The organism is Hymenobacter daecheongensis DSM 21074 (assembly GCF_900141805.1).
GTDB lineage: Bacteria > Bacteroidota > Bacteroidia > Cytophagales > Hymenobacteraceae > Hymenobacter > Hymenobacter daecheongensis.
Map to the genome: position 1 here is coordinate 1 of NZ_FQYN01000014.1, position 15,926 is coordinate 15,926.

The window sequence follows — 15,926 nt, forward strand, 5'->3', positions numbered from 1 at the left end:
GCTGCTTTTCGGTGGTCATGGCCGGCAGTTTTACAATTGCAAAAAGTAGGGGCTGCCCGCCTAGCCCTGGGGCGCGGCCGGCGTATTGCGCAGCTGCTTTAGCTCGGCGTATAGCGCAAGGGCTCGCCGCTGCTTGGCCGCTAGGTCGTCCTCGTCCACCGGCAAGCCGTGGGCACTTTGCAGCGCGTCAATCTCGAATTCTAACACGGCCAGCTCGTCGGTTGCGGCGTTGATTTTAGCTTGATTTTCCATGCCACAAGATACGAAAAAACGGCCGTATTACCTCAAAAACGCGGTTTTAAGGCCGCGAGAGTCGCGTATTTGCTACCCGTCCCTACCTGGCCGCCGAATACGCTGCTCTCGCGCCGCTCAGCTCACATTTTTGGGCCCTGGGTGCGGTCTTTCTTGGGAGCTGGGGCCTGTTCCACTGCGGGCGGGAGCTGCGGGCGGGGCGGCTCCGGCTGCACGGCGGGCTGCTGCGCCTGGGCGGGGGCTGGCACGGCCAGCGGCGGGCGCTGCTCGGTGGCCACCGACGGCTGCGCGGCCACTTGCTGCACCGCCTGGCGCTGCTGCGCGGCCTGCTGCTCCTGGATGGCCTGCACCCGTAGGGCCGCGCACTGCTCCGGGGTGCCGTGCTTCATGGTGTGGGCATAGCGGAAGGTTTCGGTCAGGGGCCGCTCGTAAGCAAATGCCTGGTCGAATGCCTGCTCTACCCGCTCCGAAAACTGCTTGCGCTCAAACCCGCCCTGCACCACCCCGCGCTGCGTGTCCTTGTGGTTGGTGAGCGGGCTGAGGTGAAACGGGTTTTTGCGGTCCAGCTCGCCGGACTTCTTGCGCTCGGTGTAGCGGGCTAAGTTCTCCGTCCGGCTGACGATGACGTGAACGTGGGCCTGCGGCCCCTCCTTCGCCTGGCCCCTGGCCACGTCGCCCACCTGCACCGCCCGGTCGGCCGGGCCGGTGCTGCGCTCGTGCTCCACCTTGGCGAAGTACACCAGGTCGCGGCCCTCGATGTCCTTCCCAAAATTGGCCGCGTACTGCTCCATCGCTGCCCGCGTGTAGGCGCGCAGCTTCTCCGGGTCGCTGCCAATATGGCGTAGCTCGGCCTGGCTGGGGGCAAGCACCACCTGGTAATACTTGTCGGCGTCGCGGTTCAGGTTGCGCTTGTTGCGGTCGAGCGTGGCCACTACCTCAGCGGCCGGTACGTCCTCGCGGTCGAGGCCGAACCACTGCCCTTGCACCTCCTTTTCCAAGTAGGCCACTAAGCCCTCGCAGCTGCCCGACCGTTGGGACAGGCCCGCCCCGGAGCTGGGTATCTTGGCCACCATTACGCGGGCTGGCTGGGGGGTGAAACGGGCGCACTGGCCGGGGCTGGCGCGGCCCCGGAAGCGGGGGCTGCCGGCGTCGGGTTCAGCGCCGCCGTGAGAATTTCCGGGACCAACGCCTGCCGCAACACGGCCAGCAGCGCCTTCTTCACCGGCTCTAATTGGGGGTCTTTCGCCACCGGGGCCGGGGCCTTCGCTTGGAAGGTTTTGGTCAGGGCAATAGGTTGAAGCCCCCGCAACAGCACCAGCTCTAGCCACTGCCGCAGCTCCTGCACCTGGGCGTCGCTCAGCTCGGCCGGGGCACTCGCGGCCGGCGCACTCAGCACCTTGTGGGCCTGCACCTCGGCCAGAATCGGCTTTAGGTACTGCTTCTCCTGCTCCCGGATAAATCCAATGGTGCGCTTGTCCAGTGCGTCGAGCTTGCCGCCGAGCTTGGCCAGTAGCGTAGTCAGGTCCGGGCCGGTGGGCTGCGTGGGGTCGGCCTTGGTCACGCGGAAATACTGCACCATCGTGGCCACCAGCTCGGGACTGGTCAGCTTGTACTCCTTCGCCAGTTGCCGGAAGCCCTCGTAAGCGGCCTCGTCGGCATTAATCGTCTTGAGCCTTGCACCCATGTTTACCTGCAAATTTTATTTGATAATCAGTTAGTTATCATACGAAAAGTGCAATCCGCATGTTTTCTTTCCCTTTTGTTAATTTTTAACCATCAGTCAGTCAGCAATTTACTGGCGAGCGGAACGGTATGGAGGGCGGCGAAGCCGACCGGAATAGCGTTCCTGCTCGCTTCTTAGCAGAACGAAATCGTTAGGGTACTCCCGCGCCGCCTGTTTACCCTGGGTCCGGCGAAGTGATAGGTTTTGTCAGTGAACAAGAGGGAAGAAAAGGACCGGCTGCCGTGTAACAAAGTAACAAGGTAACACGGCCTCTCTTCCCCTGCAAGCTGGTTAAACCGGCTTCTTTCAAGTCGGCTGGTTGGCTTATAATAGCTTTCCTTTCCGGCTAACTACGAGGTTTTATAAGTCGAACTAGGAGGTTTTATCAGTCCCCATTAGACCGGCTTTTTACCATTTGCTCGGGTCGGTTTCCTCTTCCGTTGTCGTGCTGATGGGGGCCTGCTCCGTGGTAGTTGGTTTTGCAATTGCAAAATCATCGGGCTGTTCCGGGGGTGTATCAGTTTTTGCAATTGCAAAATATTTCGGCTCCTGCGCGGCGTGTTCCCCGCCCACGATGGCCCGCACCTGCGCTTTGATGGCCCCGAAATTCTGGGCTACCTCGGCCGGGCTGGCGTCCTGGAACGGGGCAATTTTCACGGCCTTGCTGGGCTCCGCTCGGAACGTGGCGCGGAACTCCGGGCGGGGGCTCTCCACCACCAGGCCCGCGAACTCGCCCACCCCAAACCGCATCACCTGCTGGGCCTCCAACTTGTCGCGCTGCTGGATGCTCACCGACTCGCTGGTGTTGCTCGTGCGCGTCGTCGGCTTCAGCAAATTCCACTCGTTGGTTGCGCTGCTGCCCTCGGTTTTGGAGCGGTACTGCTTGTCGATTTTGCCGAACATTTTGCTCACCCGCTCGGCCGTGGCCGTGTTGGTGGTGCGGCCCCAAAACTGGTTTCCAAGGTTGGCCAAAATCATCTCCGATTCCTGCCGACTTGTCAGGGCCTCCATCTGGGCCACGTCCTGCACGGCGTACACCGTAGCTACTTTGTTGCTGCGGGCCGTGGCCGGAATCTGGGCAAAGTTGGGAATGAACAGCGTCGGCGCTTCGTCGAGCAGCACCAGGCTCGGCAAGCGCCCCTGCTGGTTGAGCCGCTTAATGGCCGTGGCTACGATGAGGGAAATGAGCGGGGAAAAGGTCGTGCTCAGGGCCGGGTCGTTGCCCACCACCAACACGCCCGGCGTGGCGGCCAGGTTCAGGTCAAGCGGCACCTGGTCGCCGCTCATCACCCAAAAAATCTCCGGCGTGTTGAGCACGGCCAGGTAGTTTTGAATGGTCGAGAACACCCCGGCTATGGTGTTTTCCGATTTGCTGGCGCTGGCAATCGAGGCAATCAGGCCGCGCACTTCCTCGTCTTGCTGCAAGGTGGCCAGCAGCTGCTCGGCGTCGCTCTCCAGTATCATGCTCACGGCGGCGGGCAAGCTGCACTGCGCGGGGTAGTTGCGGCGCAAGTACCAGATGCAGCCGGCCAGCAGCACCTCGCCCGACTGAATCCAGAAATTGCGCTGCTGCGCGGCCTTGGCGTCGAGGTTGGTAATGATGGTGGCCGCCGCCTCGCGGGCAAAGCTGGCGGTGGCCAGCAGTTCGGTGGCCAGCGGGTTTACCCGGTGGCTCCGGCTCAGGTCGGTAAAGTTGACGAAATAGGGCGTTACCGTGCTGCCCGCGTAGCTGCCGGCGACTTCCTCGGCCAGCGTGGGGAATTTGAAGTCATAGACTACCCCCGTTAGGCCCAACGCGCCGGCCTGCTGCAAAATGGGCTCAATAATCGACTTGCTCTTGCCGCTGCCCGCGCCGCCGGCTATGAAGGTGCCCCGGAAGGGGTTCCCTAAGCGCACGTTCGGGCCGCTGGTAGTGCGTAGGGTGAACGTGAGGGCCTGGGCTTCCCCTGCGGCCGTGGCTGCTTCCTGGGGGCCGGAAACGCTGCGGTACACGTTGAAGCCCAACCAGGCCAGCACAAGCCAAGTGGCCAGCCCGCTTACCCCTAGAAAACTGCCTGCGACGGTGGCCAGCAGAAACAGGCCCGCGAAGCGCACAAAGGACACCAGCCAGTCGTCCGGGGCCTCCCGCAAGCCAACCACCCGGTACAAGCCCCGCGACACCTGGGGCAGCGTCCGGTGCAGCAGCCGGGCCGCGAGTTGGGCAATAGCGGCGTAAACCAAGGCCCCGACGAGTTGGCCTAACCAGTAGAAAATCGTTGTCATGCCGGCAAGGTAAATGCTCCGGCGCTACGGTACGGCAGGGGCCTAAAATTAGCCTGAAACCGGGGTACAAGGTCGCACAAATAAGCTCAACAATGGGCGTTTATACCATTGATTACCAATTACATAGAGTTTATAAAATGCGCGCAAATTACTGGCTTCTAGGACTTGCTGTTTTTGCTTGGGCTGCGCCGCTCGCGCCGGCCGGCCGCCTCAACGAGCCCTAAATGCCTTTTCTCACGCGAAGCACAATTGTGTATTTTTTATTTGTACTCTATTTGCTATTTGAGAGGCTCGCAACTTATTGGATGACAATATCTTATACCCTCGAAACCCAACCTTTTATAAGTGTAGAGCATACCTTTTATAAGCGAAACCCAACCTTTTATAAGTCAGAATACCCTCGAAACCCAACCTTTTATAAGTCAAACCCCAACCTTTTATAAGTGAGTGCCAACCATTGAAACCAACTGTTTGCCGGATTAGTTGGGTTTGGCTACTTTTGCCCTTGTAACCAAGCCCCTATCTATGACCTCTGAGCTGGAAGTACGCCAACACAACGCGCTGACCAATGCCCGGTATGAGTACACCGAGACGCAAGCCAATATCTTCTTGGTGCTGCTCTCGAAGCTGCGGAAAGATGCCCCGGACGCTGTGTATCAGATAACGGTCCCCGAAATGGAGAAAGCAACGGGCCACCAGTACAACTACAAGCAGCTGCGCGAATCCACCAAGGAAATGATGGGCCGGGTCCACGAAATAAACACGCTGCACAACGGCCGCGAAGTGTTCCGGCAGCTCGTCTTATTCAAGCGGATTGATTACATCCTGGGGACCGGAATTATTGAGCTGGAATTTAACGAGTACGCTACTCAATACCTGTTCGACCTTAAAAACAACTTTACTTCTTTTCAGGTGCAAGCGGCTCTGAGCCTAACCAGCAAACACGCCAAGCGGGTTTATCAGATTTGCAGCCAGTGGAAGGATAAGGGCGAAACCAAAAAAACGGCTCTCATCGACCTAAAGAAAACCCTGGGCCTGGCCAACGATAAGGGCCGGGAAGAATACACCGATTTGGCTATGTTTAAGAAGAAAGTGCTCGACGTGGCCGTTAAGCAAATCAATGAAAAAACAGATTTGCTAATTGGCTATAAGCTCGAAAAAGTGGGCCGGGCCTTTAAAAACATCGTTTTCACGGTCAAGTCGCAAGCGGTGGCGCTGCCGCTGGCCTTCGGAGTGCTATCCGATGAGGCCCCCGGCCAGCCCGAGCAGCTGGCGGAGAAAGCCCGCCTTCTGCTTGACCAGCTTAACATCAAGACGCCGGCCCTCGTGGACCAGATTCTAGCCAGTCCTGCGCACGTTGCCGTCTGCATTAAGTTTGCCTACGACCTGAAAACGAATAAACACGATAAAGTCCATTCGCATTCTGGCCTGCTGCTCACCATGCTAGGGCTTAAGAAAGCTGGCGGTAAAGCCAGCAATGGGCCTCTGTTCGACAAACCTGCCAAAGCGCGCTAATTAGCTCTCCGGCTAGGAATTACAGGCAGGACCAGTATTTTTGACGGGCCTAGCTTCTCCTGAATGCGCTACCCGTTATCCTCGCTCGTCTGTTTACTGTTGGTGCTGGGCCTGGCTTCTGCTGCACCCGCGCAGACGTGGCAAATGCCCAACACCGACTTAGGGGTGCCTAAGCCGCAAGGGCCGCGCATTCCCACGCCGGGCAACTTGATGGAAGGCCAGCAGGCCCGCACCCGTGCGCAGAATCAGGCGGCGATGGACGAGGTGGAACGCTACAATGCGCAGCAGGCCCAACGCGACCAGCTCCTGGACGAAGCCCGGCAAGACATTGCCCAAATCGAGCGCCAGCGCCGCGAACAAGCCGAATTTAACGCCCAATTCGAGGCTCGCAACAAGCCCCAATACGAGGCCGGCTACCAGGTGCTGGCCGAAATGCTGGCCGGAAAGCGCCCGGCCAGTTTGCCGCTGGCCGTGTTCGTGGTCGAGAACAGCTACGCGGCCGGCGAGCTGAGCTACGCCGCCTTCAAGGCGGAGCTGGACGAGTTGGCCACCGTCTGCCGGGGCTTAGCCGGCACCGACACCAGCCCGACCGCCCGCTTTATGGCCCTGCACCGCTTGATGACCGACACCGTGCAGGTGAGCTACGCCGGCAAGGTCGTATCGCGGCACCTGCCCTATCGCTACGATTTCGAGGACTTCCGGGGCGAACAGGATTACCGCAAGATGTTCGTTACCAAACTTCTTCGCACCAATACCGGGCAGTGTCATTCGCTGCCCTTGCTCTACAAGATGCTGGCCGACCGGCTGGGGGTGAAAACGTACATCAGTATGGCCCCCAACCACACGTTTATCTCGGTCAAGGATGCGCGGGGGGGCCTTTACCGCTACGAAACGACCAACGGGCACTTCACCACCGATGCCTTTTACATGAGTTCCGGTTACATCAAGGCCGGGGCCCTGAAGCAGCGCACCTACTTGGACACGCTCACCCTACGCGAGAACCTGGCCTGCCAGCTCGTGGACCTGGCCAGCGGCTACGAGCACTACTACGGCTACGACGAGTTTGTGAAGAAATGCGCCGACCTGGCCCTGAAATACTATCCGCAAGGGATGCAGGCGCGGATTCTGGCCCACAACGTGGCCCTGGCCCGCTTCGTCAAGCCCTGGAAAGCGGCTGGCCAGCCTTCGCCGGCAGTGGCCCGCACCCTGCCCCAATTGCAGCCCTATATGGCTGAGGTGGAACGCTGGAACCGCGCCCTGGCCGAAGTCGGGTTTGAGGAAATGCCCAAAGAGCAATACGACCGCTGGCTTAACGCCCTGGAACAAGAAAAGGCGCGCCTGGCCAGCCAGCAGGCCGCGGCCCGCTTCGCCCCCACTGCCGCTAAATAACCTGCCCTAATGAAACACCCTTACCTGCTGCTCTGGTGCCTGGCCCTGCTCATACTCGGCGTGGGATGTTCGCGGCGGGTGCTGGTGCCCATTGAGCCGCTGGCCCTGCGCGTACCAGCCTATCACCTTGCCCCGGTAACGAGCCGGCCTGCTGCACCACTGCCGGGGCAGCTCGCGGGTATACCCATCCAGCCAGCCGCTCCGGCTGTGCCTGTGGCCCCAACGGCGGCCGACTTCTACGAACCGGCCTACCAAGAGCTAGCCAAGATGCTCGATGAGCGTTACCCGCTCAGTTTTAAGCGAGCTGTGTTCGTCACCGAAAACGCCTACTTCGACAACTGTCTGAGCTACGAGGAATTCAGCCAGCAAATCATGGGGTTAGCTACCGTGTGCCGCCTTCTGAAAGAGACTAACAACTCCTATTTTCTCTACGACCGCGACGACAAGGAGAACGTGGCCCGCAACGCCGCTATTTTCCTCATGATGAAGGATAGCACTCGTTTACGCAAAGGCAACACGCTTCCACCCTTTCGGTACGATTTCGAAGACTTCGATGGGGACGCCGACTGGCGCAAAATGTTTGTCAGCAAGCTACTAGTTACACACAAGGGCAATTGCCACTCGCTACCCTACCTCTACAAAATCCTGGCCGACGAAACCGGCGCACAAACCTGGCTGAGCCTAGCCCCCAACCATGTCTATCTCAAGCAGCACAATAAGAAAGATGGCTGGTACAACACGGAGCTAACCAGCTATACCTTTCCCATTGATGCCTGGCTCACGGCGTCGGGTTACATCAGTCGTGAAACTATCATCAGTGGCATCTACATGGACACGCTCACGGCCAAGCAAAACGTGGTGCTCTGCCTCGTGGACCTGGCCAAAGGTTACGAACGCAAGGTGGGTCGGGTGGCCGCCGAGCCATTTGTGAGCAAATGCGCGGCGCTTGCCTTGCAGCACTTCCCCCATTACATCAACGCGCAACTGCTGCAAGCCGAAAGCTTACGCCATAAATTCGAGCGGCAGACCGCGACGCCGGAAGCCCAACAGGTGTACGCTGCAATGGAAGCAGCCTATACGCGCATCTTTGATACCGGCTACCGCGAAATGCCCCCGCAGATGTACGCCGACTGGCTCCGTTCAGTGAACGACGAAAAACAGAAATACTTGAAAAAACCCTAAACACTAACTGCTTATGCGCTACCTCTACGCTTTTTCGCTGTTGCTGGCCCTGGGCCTCGGCCGCCCCGTTCACGCCCAACAGCCATTCGAGCGGTACGGGGTCAAAGTGAAAGTCGCCACGCTCAGCAACGGCCGGTTTCAGGAGTTTTTTACGAATGACAGTCTGCGCCGCATTGGTTCGGTGGTGTACGATACGCGCCTGCGCCGCGTGGCCTATCTGCTGCCGCCCGATTCGCTGGTGGGTCACGCCAAACCTGATATTACAAGCCGCTGGATGAGCCCCGACCCACTGGCCGAAAAATTCATGTATATCAGTCCTTACGCCTATGGCAACAATAACCCTGTGCGGTACATGGACCCCGATGGGCGCGAAATTATAGACACTAAAGGCAACCCGGTTAGCGTACACATCAACAAAAATGGGTCTGTTACGCTGGGTAGTAATGCCACTGCTGATACTCGCCGAGTAGTTAAGGCAATGGCTATGACCCCAACCGGCAGAGCCAGAATAGATGCTATCAACAAATCTGATATTGGTATTATATTCTATGTCAATGATAAAGAGGCACCAACAGGAAAAAAAATAGTGTTAGGTAGCACAACACCACCTCGTGACCCCAACAGTGGCATTGAAGGGAAAGAGCAAAAAGCAATAAGCATCTACACGGATAACATTGAAAAAGCTACTGCTGGAGAGACAAAGGATAAAACCCTAAAGGGGTTGACAATGGAACAAGCGATTGGAGCCGTTGCTTCTCATGAATCAGTTCATGGTGTAGATAAGCAGCAGATAGCTTTAGAAACCAGTAAGCCAACCCCAACCGAGACTGTGCGTGAAAAAAAGCCTGATGCTGTAGAAAGCCAAGTTGCAAATGACATTAGAAAAGGTAGACGCTAAAGCATGAGAAACATTGTTCTGCTATTCTTTCTAATTGCTTCTTACGCATGTAATGGGCAAGATTTCCACTGGCCGGTTCGGGTGGAGGTAGCCATACCCAAACCTATTTTCCTTCAACTAAAACAGTATGTTGAGCAAAAGGAAGGTTACAATGTAGTACCCGAGCAATTTACCCACTTGCCCGTCTATAATGTGCTAAAGCCTGCGCAAAAGACTTTTACAGATGGGATTTACTACTACACTTGCAGCGTACATGATTCAGGAAGGCTGTTCATTAACAATAAGGGAGGGGTTACTGTGTTAAGAAACACCTCCACAAAGGATATTTTGGAAGATTTTCAAGCGTATATCAAAGCCAACAAACTATCAGAGCATACTCAGGTCGAGTATTTGGCTGCTATATCAGCATTCCTAAGATTTACTCAAGAGCAGGGTGAATGATGCCCTCTGCACAGCAATGAGGGGTCTAATCCTTCTAAGCATTGCTTGCCATAATGTGTTGCCACGATGAAAGCATCGGTTACTTTATTACTGATGGTGGCCCCTTGGTTTTGCCAAGCGCAAACCTTTGCTTTCGCGGGTAAGGATGCGGTGAAGATGCCTGAGCATATCAAGGTGCAGATACGGCAGTACATTGAGAAACACGATGGTATCAGCCTAAAGACCTTCGGCGGCCAGTACGGGTATGTTCCCGTATTTAACGTTCTTGTCCCCACTCAGAAGCAGTTTGTGGATGGGATATATTATTTCACCTGGGGGGCACACGATTCGGGGCGGCTTTTCATCAATACAAAGGGAAAGTTGACGTTTCTACGAAACGGGTATGTAGCCACGATTCTAGCCGATTACAGTTCCTATCTCAACCAGCACCCCTTGCCCGAGAGCACTCAATTAGCCTACCTATCATCTATCACGGCCTTCATGAAGTTTCGCCACGCAGACCAACAGGCGTTGATTAAGAGCGGTGCTCTACAAGAACTGAAATAGGCCCTCCCCTACCGGCACGGAGCTGCTCGCATGTGCAATAGACTACATAAGTACTCCCTGGTGTTGTTGGCTTGCAGCTGGGCCCACTTGGCCTATGCCCAATCCCCGGCCCCGGCCAAACAGGCAACTGAATCAGCGGCCCTGTTACTTGGGACGTGGACCGTTTCCACGTCGAGCTACGAGAGCACTCACCGCGTCTCAAAGACCACGACCACGAAAAAAAGCGTTTCGGTCCACTGCAACGTCTGCCCGGAAATCACCTTTAAGGCGAATGGCACCGGCTACGTCACTACTGAAGGCGGCGATGAGGCCCTAAGCCACTTCCGGTGGCACGTCTCGCACGGCACCCTGTTGCTTACCAACGACAAGGCAGCGGGCAAAGCGACGGCGACCTTGGCCGATGGCTCCTACAATATTGTGCCCCTCACTGGCATACAGGGAGGTCCGGCCGTTGACCTGGTGGATAAGAGAAATACCCGGCAGCTGCTCGTAAAACTGGGAAGTTCCGATGAGGTGCCCGTCGAGGGCGGGTGGAGAAATGCCAACGGGACCGCTATTTTCTACCGCACGTTGGCCTTTAGCGACTTATCGGCCGTGTTTACCAGTGCTGGCGACACAATCTACCGGTTCCACTACGCGCTGGATTACCCAACCCGCACCCTTTGGCTACGGGATGCTTTTAACAAGAGGCGTTCGGCTAGAATCTTAAAAGCGGACCGAGACAGCCTCGTAGTTGACCAACTGTGGGACCTGAGCACCCCACAGCGCTTCTACCGGAGCCAGGTCAATAACCCGCGTTAGCGCGGGGCTACTTACCAAAGACGCGCTGCCAAAAGCTCTTGCGGGCTGGCTCATTCATGCGAGCGGCAATACCCTCGACCATCTGGGTCAGCTGCTCCACCTGCACCTGCAAGTCGCGGGGGCTGACCAGGGCCTGCCCGGTGGCCTCGGCCTGGCTTAGCTGGCCCTGGGCGAAGCCGCGCACGTCATCGTTGAGGTACTGACCTAAATTCTTGCCGGCGCGCTCGGCCGCTTTCTCGATAATGGACCGCGTTTCCCGCTCGACGCCGCGCACCGACCAAGTAACGGCCGTGCTGCTGACCGGCTTGGGGGGCCGACCGCCTTTTTTACCCGTCTTCCCTTCTATAAGACGCTCTTTTTCATCAACTTCACCCCCTGTCTTACTAGTAATGGTTTCAGTAAGACTGTTTTCAAGCGTTGTCTGACTATTTTCTGTTTCGGTAAGACTTGTTTCAGTCATTGTCTTACCATTTTGGGTTTCTGTCAGACGGGATTCGGGCTGCATGGTGGGAACGTCTTACGTGATGTATGACGCATAGATACGGCAAAAACGCCGGTCTTACACCACATCTTACCGCTTTCAATCCCTTGCCTTACCCTTGTTATAAACTTACTATCAACCAGTTGGATGCCGTTACTCTGTTTCTTCTTTTTGCTGGCTTGTTCCCTGTTGGTGCCGCACATTGCATCGGCGCAACGGCTTATTTCCGTTTGCGCGCCCGACACCAGTTTAGGGCGCTGGGTGGCCATTACGGAAAAACGGCTTATTCGGTACGCCGGGTGTGCTGAAGAAATAACTTGTCTGGAGTGTGCCACGGTGCCGGAGCAGCTGGGCGGGGTGGCCCTGACTGACTACTTCCGCCAGCAGCTGCCGCCGCTTCAGGTGCAGGCCCTCACGGGGATGGTGCTTCTAGACCTCAACCTGGACGCGGCCGGGGTCGTCTGCTGTCGAATCATTGACAACCTAACCGACCAACCCCATGCGCAAATCCGGGCGCTGCACCTCGACCAAGTAGTGGCCCGGATGCCTGCGTGGCGACCGGTGCGAGTGGATGGCCGGTCCGTCTCATCTTCTACGGCGCTTCGTTTAGTGTTTCGGGGTCAACAGGGCGTGAAAGCAGAGCCGTTTTTTCCTGGTGGCTTGCATCCGATGTTCACCGATACCAGTGGCTTGCGCCAGAGTGGCTGGACCTTCGTCACCCACCCTCGCGTCGTCTCGCTCGACGGGCAACCCGGCTACGTGGAATTTACTTTCAGCATCAGCGCAACCGGCATCATTCACTCCGTGACAACCACCCGTACTAATGCCTCGGCCGCCCAAGAGTCGGCGTGCCGCCGTGCGCTGGAGGGTGCCCAGCTGCAGCCCACTGCCGGGCCAACACGAGCCACGAGCAGCTACTACACATTTATCTTTCCCGGACGGTAGTCGCTTATAGTTTTGGACAGGAACGTACACCATTTACCATCTTTCTCCCCCGTACCCGCCAACTGGGCACCCATTCTTACATCAACCTATTGATTGCGAGCCATGCGCCACGTATTCCGCTTGCTTTTACTTGTGCCCACAATTGGATGGGCCCAAACCGGGGTAAGGAACCAGGGCCTGCATCCAGTTTACTTGAAGCAGCCGGTCGAGGTGTTAGTTCGGCTAAATAGGCCCGTGTCGAATGCCGAGCACCGCCTGATAATGGAGCAGCAGCTGGTGGCCCACCTGGACACATTCTCCCTGCAGGACCTGCTCAGTCATCCCGGCATCTACTTCGCCGCACTTTATAGCGGCCCGTCGCATAGAGGATACCAGCTGGCACCTCCTGTTACCCAAGGCAATGGCTTGTACCCGTTTACTAAGCAGCTGATTGTCGTTGAAAAGCTGGAACGTCCGCGTAAAGGCCGGTACTATACCCGATGGCAGCCAGCTGAAAACTACCACCGCTGGCTCGTGCGCCAGGATGCGTCTGATTTCGGCCCTTTTACTCCACCGAATACCCTGCCTGGGGTTGATTCGGTGCGGGTGCTATACGTGCTCAAACGTCAAAAGCAATAGCGCCTTGCTTGGCAGCTGGTTGCTTGTAACCTAGCCGCCTTAGTAAGAAACAGTAACCTTGCCTCGGCTTGTTTGCGTCTTCGTCAGGTCGGCCGCGTCGATGAGCACCTGGTTGAAATAGTTTATCCCCTCGTGCTGGTCAACGACTTCCTGGGAAACCAGCCAGTAAAACCGCTTTTCCTTGCTATCATACTCCATGCGGATGGTATCCACCGGCTTGATGTTCGGTTGAGCCTGCTCGGCAATGCGCAGCAGCTGGCAGTAGGAAAACGACAGGTCGATGGGCTGGTACTCGCTGGCCTTCGGGAACGTGAACGGGCTAATTATCTTATTGTGTCGGTCGATGGCCACCCCGTAGTGGTGCGTCGCTAGGCTGTCGGGTTTGAACTCGTAGTAGAAGAAGTACTTGGCCTTGCAATACTCCAGCGTCACGTCCCGGCGACCTGCTTTTTTGAAGCGGCTGAGCTGCTCCGGCATGACCATTTCCACCGCGTTGAAGTGCAGCTGCTGGTAGAATTTTGCACCGGCATAGCGCCGGATGCTGTCCTCGACCATGCGCTTGAGCTGCAGAACGATGGCGGGCGCTTGGGACATGGAAACCGGGTCATTTAACACCCCCCATTCCTTGGATTCGGTGCCCCCGTAGGCAAACTGATACATCGGGCACCGGTGGATATAGTCGGTATAGCCCCAATCCCCCCCGTAAGTAATCTTCTCCTGGTCGATGCACTGGGCAGCGGCGAACTGGGCAGAAGCGAGCAGCCCCACAAACACAATAGAACGAATTCCCATTTCTTACTAGTTGCAGCTGCTATAAAAGTAGCAATAATGCGCAGCTACAACCTGTCAAGGCGTATCCACCAACACTCGCTTTCTAGTTTGCTTTTCGGCCAGCTAGCGCCTTATCTTGTCCCCATGATAATGACCTCGCTTCACTTCTTGCTGCGCCTGGTGCTGGGCGCGCTGAACCTCGTGCTGGCCTACCTGGTGCAACCGCTGCCCAAGTGGCAAGTGCAGCTCGTGCGCGTGGCCGCCGTCGTCTCAACCAGCGCCGCCGTGGTCATGCTAGCTCAGGGCGCGAGCATCGGGCAGAGCCTGGCCCCGTTCTTCCTGCTGCTGGTGGCCTCGCGGCCACTGCCGGCGCGGGGGCGCTGGAAGTTTGGCGTCGTAATGGCCTGCCTGTTCCTGGTGGTGGGTGGCATTCCGCTTACCTGGTTGCAAGCGCACGGCCTGCTGTAACACCCGTTTTCTACTGGCTTCAAATAGCACAAAAGGGCACCCGGCCCCCTCGCAAGAGTAGGTCGGGTGTCTGGGTTTCGTCCCTTAACATAATGTAGCTTATACGCGGCCCCTCGGAATAACTACGCTTTTGGCCGCCCGGCGCGGCCGGTTGCCGGCGTGGTACTTTGCCGGGATAGCCGGGCCGCTTACGCCGAGTCGTAGCGTTGGCGCAGCTGCGCGCTGCACTCGGCCAGGCTCAGCTCCCCCGCGACGTAGCGTTGGTAAAGCCGCTGGCCGAACGGGCTCAGCGGGGGCAGGCCCTGCGCGGCGCCCAACGCCTGCGCTTCATCGAGCAACGCCTGGCGCTGGGCCGGGGTCTGCTCGGCGGGACCAAAACGCTCGTCTGCTGCCATGCTTAAACAAATAGGGGAAAACCGCCAACCGCTCGCGGGGGCTCGGCCTAGCATCAGGGGGATAAAATTACCCTAAGCTGCCGGGGCTTGGTTTTGCAATTGCAAAACCAAGCCCCGGCCTTCTGCCGGCGTGGCCCCGGCTCGTGGCTAGTCCTGGGGAATGTAGTCGCCGCTGGGCTCCAGTATCCACTCCAACGCGGCGGCTTTCGCCCGCACGGCCAGCAACTGCCGCTCGGCCAACTCCCGGCTTTTCTGGTGGCCGGCGTCGGGGTAGAGCTGGTGCAGCTGCTGGTGGCGCACCACCTCGTTTTCTAGCTGCTCGTCTTTGCGGTCCAGCGCCTCGACGTAGGCGTTTATTTCGGCTTCGGTTTTCATGGGATGCGGTTTTGCAATTGCAAAAGGGGTTACACGTCGATTTGAATGTACCGCTGGCGGGGCGGCTGGGTGGCCTGGTGCTCGGCTATCTCCTGCACGAACGCCCGGAGCTGGGCCACGCACACGGCGGCGGGTACTTCCGGGCCTGCGGGCGCTTCTTCTTCGGCCGCCTTGTCCTCAAAGCCAGGCACTGCTTCCACGAGTGGGGCGGGTTCTACGTGGGGGCCTTCGCCCGGTGCATACTTGGCGTAAGGGTCGTTGCTGGGGTACTGCGGGTACATTTCGCGCACGGCTGCCCCGATGTATGCTAGGTCAATTTCACCCAAAATATAGCGTTCGTAGAGCTGCACCGATTCGGCCGACGCTTGCCCGCCCGCCGTGGCTGACACACCAAGGGCAAACTGCACCGTGTCCAACCGCTGCGCGGGGGTCTGCTCGTTTTCGGAAAAAGAGGGCGTGTAGCTCATAGGGGCTTATTTCTCAAAGGAAAAGCGGCGCGCCGGCTGCGGGCCGAAGTCCTGGCAGATGCGCAGAAAGTGGCGGCTGTCGAACAGCTGGCCGTGGGAAAGCGTCAGGCTGGGCGGGAAATCAAAGTGCTCCTGCAACAGCGCCACGTCGAGCGGCTGGGTAAAGCCGTAGGTGCCCAACCCGTCGCGGTTGTACTGGAACTCGTCGCCGGTGGCCGGCTCGTAGCCCTGGGCCTTCAGAAAGTCGATGACGGGCTGCAAGTGGTCGGTGCGGTGGCCGCTGGGCGCACCGCTTGAAAGGAGCTGCTTTTCGGTGGTCATGGCCGGCAGTTTTACAATTGCAAAAAGTAGGGGCTGCCCGCCTAGCCCTGGGGCGCGGCCGGCGTATTGCGCAGCT

Annotated in this window: 20 protein-coding genes; 10 read left to right on the plus strand and 10 right to left on the minus strand. The window is 57.9% G+C overall.

Going from position 1 to position 15,926, the window contains the following annotated elements:
- Positions 1-60: 60 nt before the first annotated feature.
- The 4 genes from BUB62_RS18455 to BUB62_RS18470 form a co-directional block, all read right to left on the minus strand.
- Positions 61-252, minus strand: coding sequence for a hypothetical protein (locus tag BUB62_RS18455; protein WP_073112754.1), 192 nt, complete (start codon positions 250-252; stop codon positions 61-63).
- A gap of 122 nt (positions 253-374) precedes the next feature.
- Positions 375-1,322 (minus strand): DUF5712 family protein, encoded by a 948-nt coding sequence (locus BUB62_RS18460; RefSeq protein WP_143164281.1) that lies wholly within the window; start codon positions 1,320-1,322, stop codon positions 375-377.
- 2 nt (positions 1,323-1,324) lie between these two features.
- Positions 1,325-1,936: a BfmA/BtgA family mobilization protein gene (locus tag BUB62_RS18465; protein ID WP_143164282.1), complete on the minus strand. Its 612-nt coding sequence runs from the start codon at positions 1,934-1,936 to the stop codon at positions 1,325-1,327.
- Between the two features lie 447 nt (positions 1,937-2,383).
- Complete coding sequence (locus BUB62_RS18470; protein WP_084539206.1) at positions 2,384-4,237, minus strand: type IV secretory system conjugative DNA transfer family protein; 1,854 nt, start codon at positions 4,235-4,237, stop codon at positions 2,384-2,386.
- A 525-nt stretch (positions 4,238-4,762) separates the two neighbouring features.
- Here BUB62_RS18470 and BUB62_RS18475 point away from each other — a divergent pair.
- From BUB62_RS18475 to BUB62_RS18505, 7 genes are all read left to right on the plus strand, one after another.
- The gene (locus tag BUB62_RS18475; protein WP_073112762.1) at positions 4,763-5,752 is read left to right on the plus strand and encodes a replication initiation protein; all 990 of its coding nucleotides are present in this window, start codon (positions 4,763-4,765) and stop codon (positions 5,750-5,752) included.
- Positions 5,753-5,815: 63 nt separating this feature from the next.
- On the plus strand, positions 5,816-7,141 hold the full coding sequence (locus BUB62_RS18480) for a transglutaminase family protein (protein ID WP_143164283.1): 1,326 nt from the start codon (positions 5,816-5,818) through the stop codon (positions 7,139-7,141).
- A 9-nt stretch (positions 7,142-7,150) separates the two neighbouring features.
- The gene (locus tag BUB62_RS18485) at positions 7,151-8,323 is read left to right on the plus strand and encodes a hypothetical protein (protein WP_073112766.1); all 1,173 of its coding nucleotides are present in this window, start codon (positions 7,151-7,153) and stop codon (positions 8,321-8,323) included.
- A gap of 13 nt (positions 8,324-8,336) precedes the next feature.
- Positions 8,337-9,221: an RHS repeat-associated core domain-containing protein gene (locus BUB62_RS18490; protein WP_073112768.1), complete on the plus strand. Its 885-nt coding sequence runs from the start codon at positions 8,337-8,339 to the stop codon at positions 9,219-9,221.
- Positions 9,222-9,224: 3 nt separating this feature from the next.
- Positions 9,225-9,662 (plus strand): hypothetical protein, encoded by a 438-nt coding sequence (locus BUB62_RS18495; protein ID WP_073112770.1) that lies wholly within the window; start codon positions 9,225-9,227, stop codon positions 9,660-9,662.
- A gap of 66 nt (positions 9,663-9,728) precedes the next feature.
- Positions 9,729-10,208, plus strand: coding sequence for a hypothetical protein (locus BUB62_RS18500; protein WP_143164284.1), 480 nt, complete (start codon positions 9,729-9,731; stop codon positions 10,206-10,208).
- Positions 10,209-10,295: 87 nt separating this feature from the next.
- Positions 10,296-11,009, plus strand: a complete 714-nt coding sequence (locus BUB62_RS18505) for a hypothetical protein (protein ID WP_143164285.1) — start codon at positions 10,296-10,298, stop codon at positions 11,007-11,009.
- 7 nt (positions 11,010-11,016) lie between these two features.
- Here BUB62_RS18505 and BUB62_RS18510 read toward each other — a convergent pair whose 3' ends face one another.
- Positions 11,017-11,514: a hypothetical protein gene (locus BUB62_RS18510; RefSeq protein WP_234988831.1), complete on the minus strand. Its 498-nt coding sequence runs from the start codon at positions 11,512-11,514 to the stop codon at positions 11,017-11,019.
- 312 nt (positions 11,515-11,826) lie between these two features.
- Here BUB62_RS18510 and BUB62_RS18515 point away from each other — a divergent pair, with 312 nt between their 5' ends.
- Both BUB62_RS18515 and BUB62_RS18520 read left to right on the plus strand, forming a co-directional pair.
- The gene (locus BUB62_RS18515; protein ID WP_143164286.1) at positions 11,827-12,435 is read left to right on the plus strand and encodes a hypothetical protein; all 609 of its coding nucleotides are present in this window, start codon (positions 11,827-11,829) and stop codon (positions 12,433-12,435) included.
- Between the two features lie 102 nt (positions 12,436-12,537).
- On the plus strand, positions 12,538-13,053 hold the full coding sequence (locus BUB62_RS18520; protein ID WP_073112778.1) for a hypothetical protein: 516 nt from the start codon (positions 12,538-12,540) through the stop codon (positions 13,051-13,053).
- A gap of 39 nt (positions 13,054-13,092) precedes the next feature.
- Here BUB62_RS18520 and BUB62_RS18525 read toward each other — a convergent pair whose 3' ends face one another.
- Positions 13,093-13,845 carry a hypothetical protein gene (locus BUB62_RS18525; RefSeq protein ID WP_073112780.1) on the minus strand — a complete coding sequence of 251 codons (753 nt, stop codon included), beginning with the start codon at positions 13,843-13,845 and terminating at the stop codon, positions 13,093-13,095.
- Between the two features lie 129 nt (positions 13,846-13,974).
- Between BUB62_RS18525 and BUB62_RS18530 the strand changes: the two genes are divergently transcribed.
- The gene (locus BUB62_RS18530) at positions 13,975-14,292 is read left to right on the plus strand and encodes a hypothetical protein (RefSeq protein WP_073112782.1); all 318 of its coding nucleotides are present in this window, start codon (positions 13,975-13,977) and stop codon (positions 14,290-14,292) included.
- A 188-nt stretch (positions 14,293-14,480) separates the two neighbouring features.
- Here the strand turns inward: BUB62_RS18530 and BUB62_RS18535 are convergent, their stop codons facing one another.
- The 4 genes from BUB62_RS18535 to BUB62_RS18550 form a co-directional block, all read right to left on the minus strand.
- On the minus strand, positions 14,481-14,687 hold the full coding sequence (locus BUB62_RS18535; protein ID WP_073112783.1) for an antitoxin VbhA family protein: 207 nt from the start codon (positions 14,685-14,687) through the stop codon (positions 14,481-14,483).
- A gap of 147 nt (positions 14,688-14,834) precedes the next feature.
- Positions 14,835-15,062 carry a hypothetical protein gene (locus tag BUB62_RS18540; RefSeq protein ID WP_073112785.1) on the minus strand — a complete coding sequence of 76 codons (228 nt, stop codon included), beginning with the start codon at positions 15,060-15,062 and terminating at the stop codon, positions 14,835-14,837.
- A 29-nt stretch (positions 15,063-15,091) separates the two neighbouring features.
- Entirely contained in the window at positions 15,092-15,529 is a 438-nt protein-coding gene (locus BUB62_RS18545) for an antitoxin VbhA family protein (protein WP_073112787.1), read from the minus strand.
- Between the two features lie 6 nt (positions 15,530-15,535).
- Positions 15,536-15,926, minus strand: a 391-nt coding sequence (locus BUB62_RS18550; protein ID WP_234988833.1) for a hypothetical protein, incomplete at its 5' end; no start/stop codon positions are given.

Coding starts and splice junctions, on each gene's coding strand:
- BUB62_RS18455 (WP_073112754.1), bottom strand. CDS start 252: ATGGAAAATCAAGCTAAAATCAACGCCGCAACCGACGAGCTGGCCGTG.
- BUB62_RS18465 (WP_143164282.1), bottom strand. CDS start 1,936: ATGGGTGCAAGGCTCAAGACGATTAATGCCGACGAGGCCGCTTACGAG.
- BUB62_RS18470 (WP_084539206.1), bottom strand. CDS start 4,237: ATGACAACGATTTTCTACTGGTTAGGCCAACTCGTCGGGGCCTTGGTT.
- BUB62_RS18475 (WP_073112762.1), top strand. CDS start 4,763: ATGACCTCTGAGCTGGAAGTACGCCAACACAACGCGCTGACCAATGCC.
- BUB62_RS18480 (WP_143164283.1), top strand. CDS start 5,816: ATGCGCTACCCGTTATCCTCGCTCGTCTGTTTACTGTTGGTGCTGGGC.
- BUB62_RS18485 (WP_073112766.1), top strand. CDS start 7,151: ATGAAACACCCTTACCTGCTGCTCTGGTGCCTGGCCCTGCTCATACTC.
- BUB62_RS18490 (WP_073112768.1), top strand. CDS start 8,337: ATGCGCTACCTCTACGCTTTTTCGCTGTTGCTGGCCCTGGGCCTCGGC.
- BUB62_RS18495 (WP_073112770.1), top strand. CDS start 9,225: ATGAGAAACATTGTTCTGCTATTCTTTCTAATTGCTTCTTACGCATGT.
- BUB62_RS18500 (WP_143164284.1), top strand. CDS start 9,729: ATGAAAGCATCGGTTACTTTATTACTGATGGTGGCCCCTTGGTTTTGC.
- BUB62_RS18510 (WP_234988831.1), bottom strand. CDS start 11,514: ATGCAGCCCGAATCCCGTCTGACAGAAACCCAAAATGGTAAGACAATG.
- BUB62_RS18520 (WP_073112778.1), top strand. CDS start 12,538: ATGCGCCACGTATTCCGCTTGCTTTTACTTGTGCCCACAATTGGATGG.
- BUB62_RS18525 (WP_073112780.1), bottom strand. CDS start 13,845: ATGGGAATTCGTTCTATTGTGTTTGTGGGGCTGCTCGCTTCTGCCCAG.
- BUB62_RS18530 (WP_073112782.1), top strand. CDS start 13,975: ATGACCTCGCTTCACTTCTTGCTGCGCCTGGTGCTGGGCGCGCTGAAC.
- BUB62_RS18535 (WP_073112783.1), bottom strand. CDS start 14,687: ATGGCAGCAGACGAGCGTTTTGGTCCCGCCGAGCAGACCCCGGCCCAG.
- BUB62_RS18540 (WP_073112785.1), bottom strand. CDS start 15,062: ATGAAAACCGAAGCCGAAATAAACGCCTACGTCGAGGCGCTGGACCGC.
- BUB62_RS18545 (WP_073112787.1), bottom strand. CDS start 15,529: ATGAGCTACACGCCCTCTTTTTCCGAAAACGAGCAGACCCCCGCGCAG.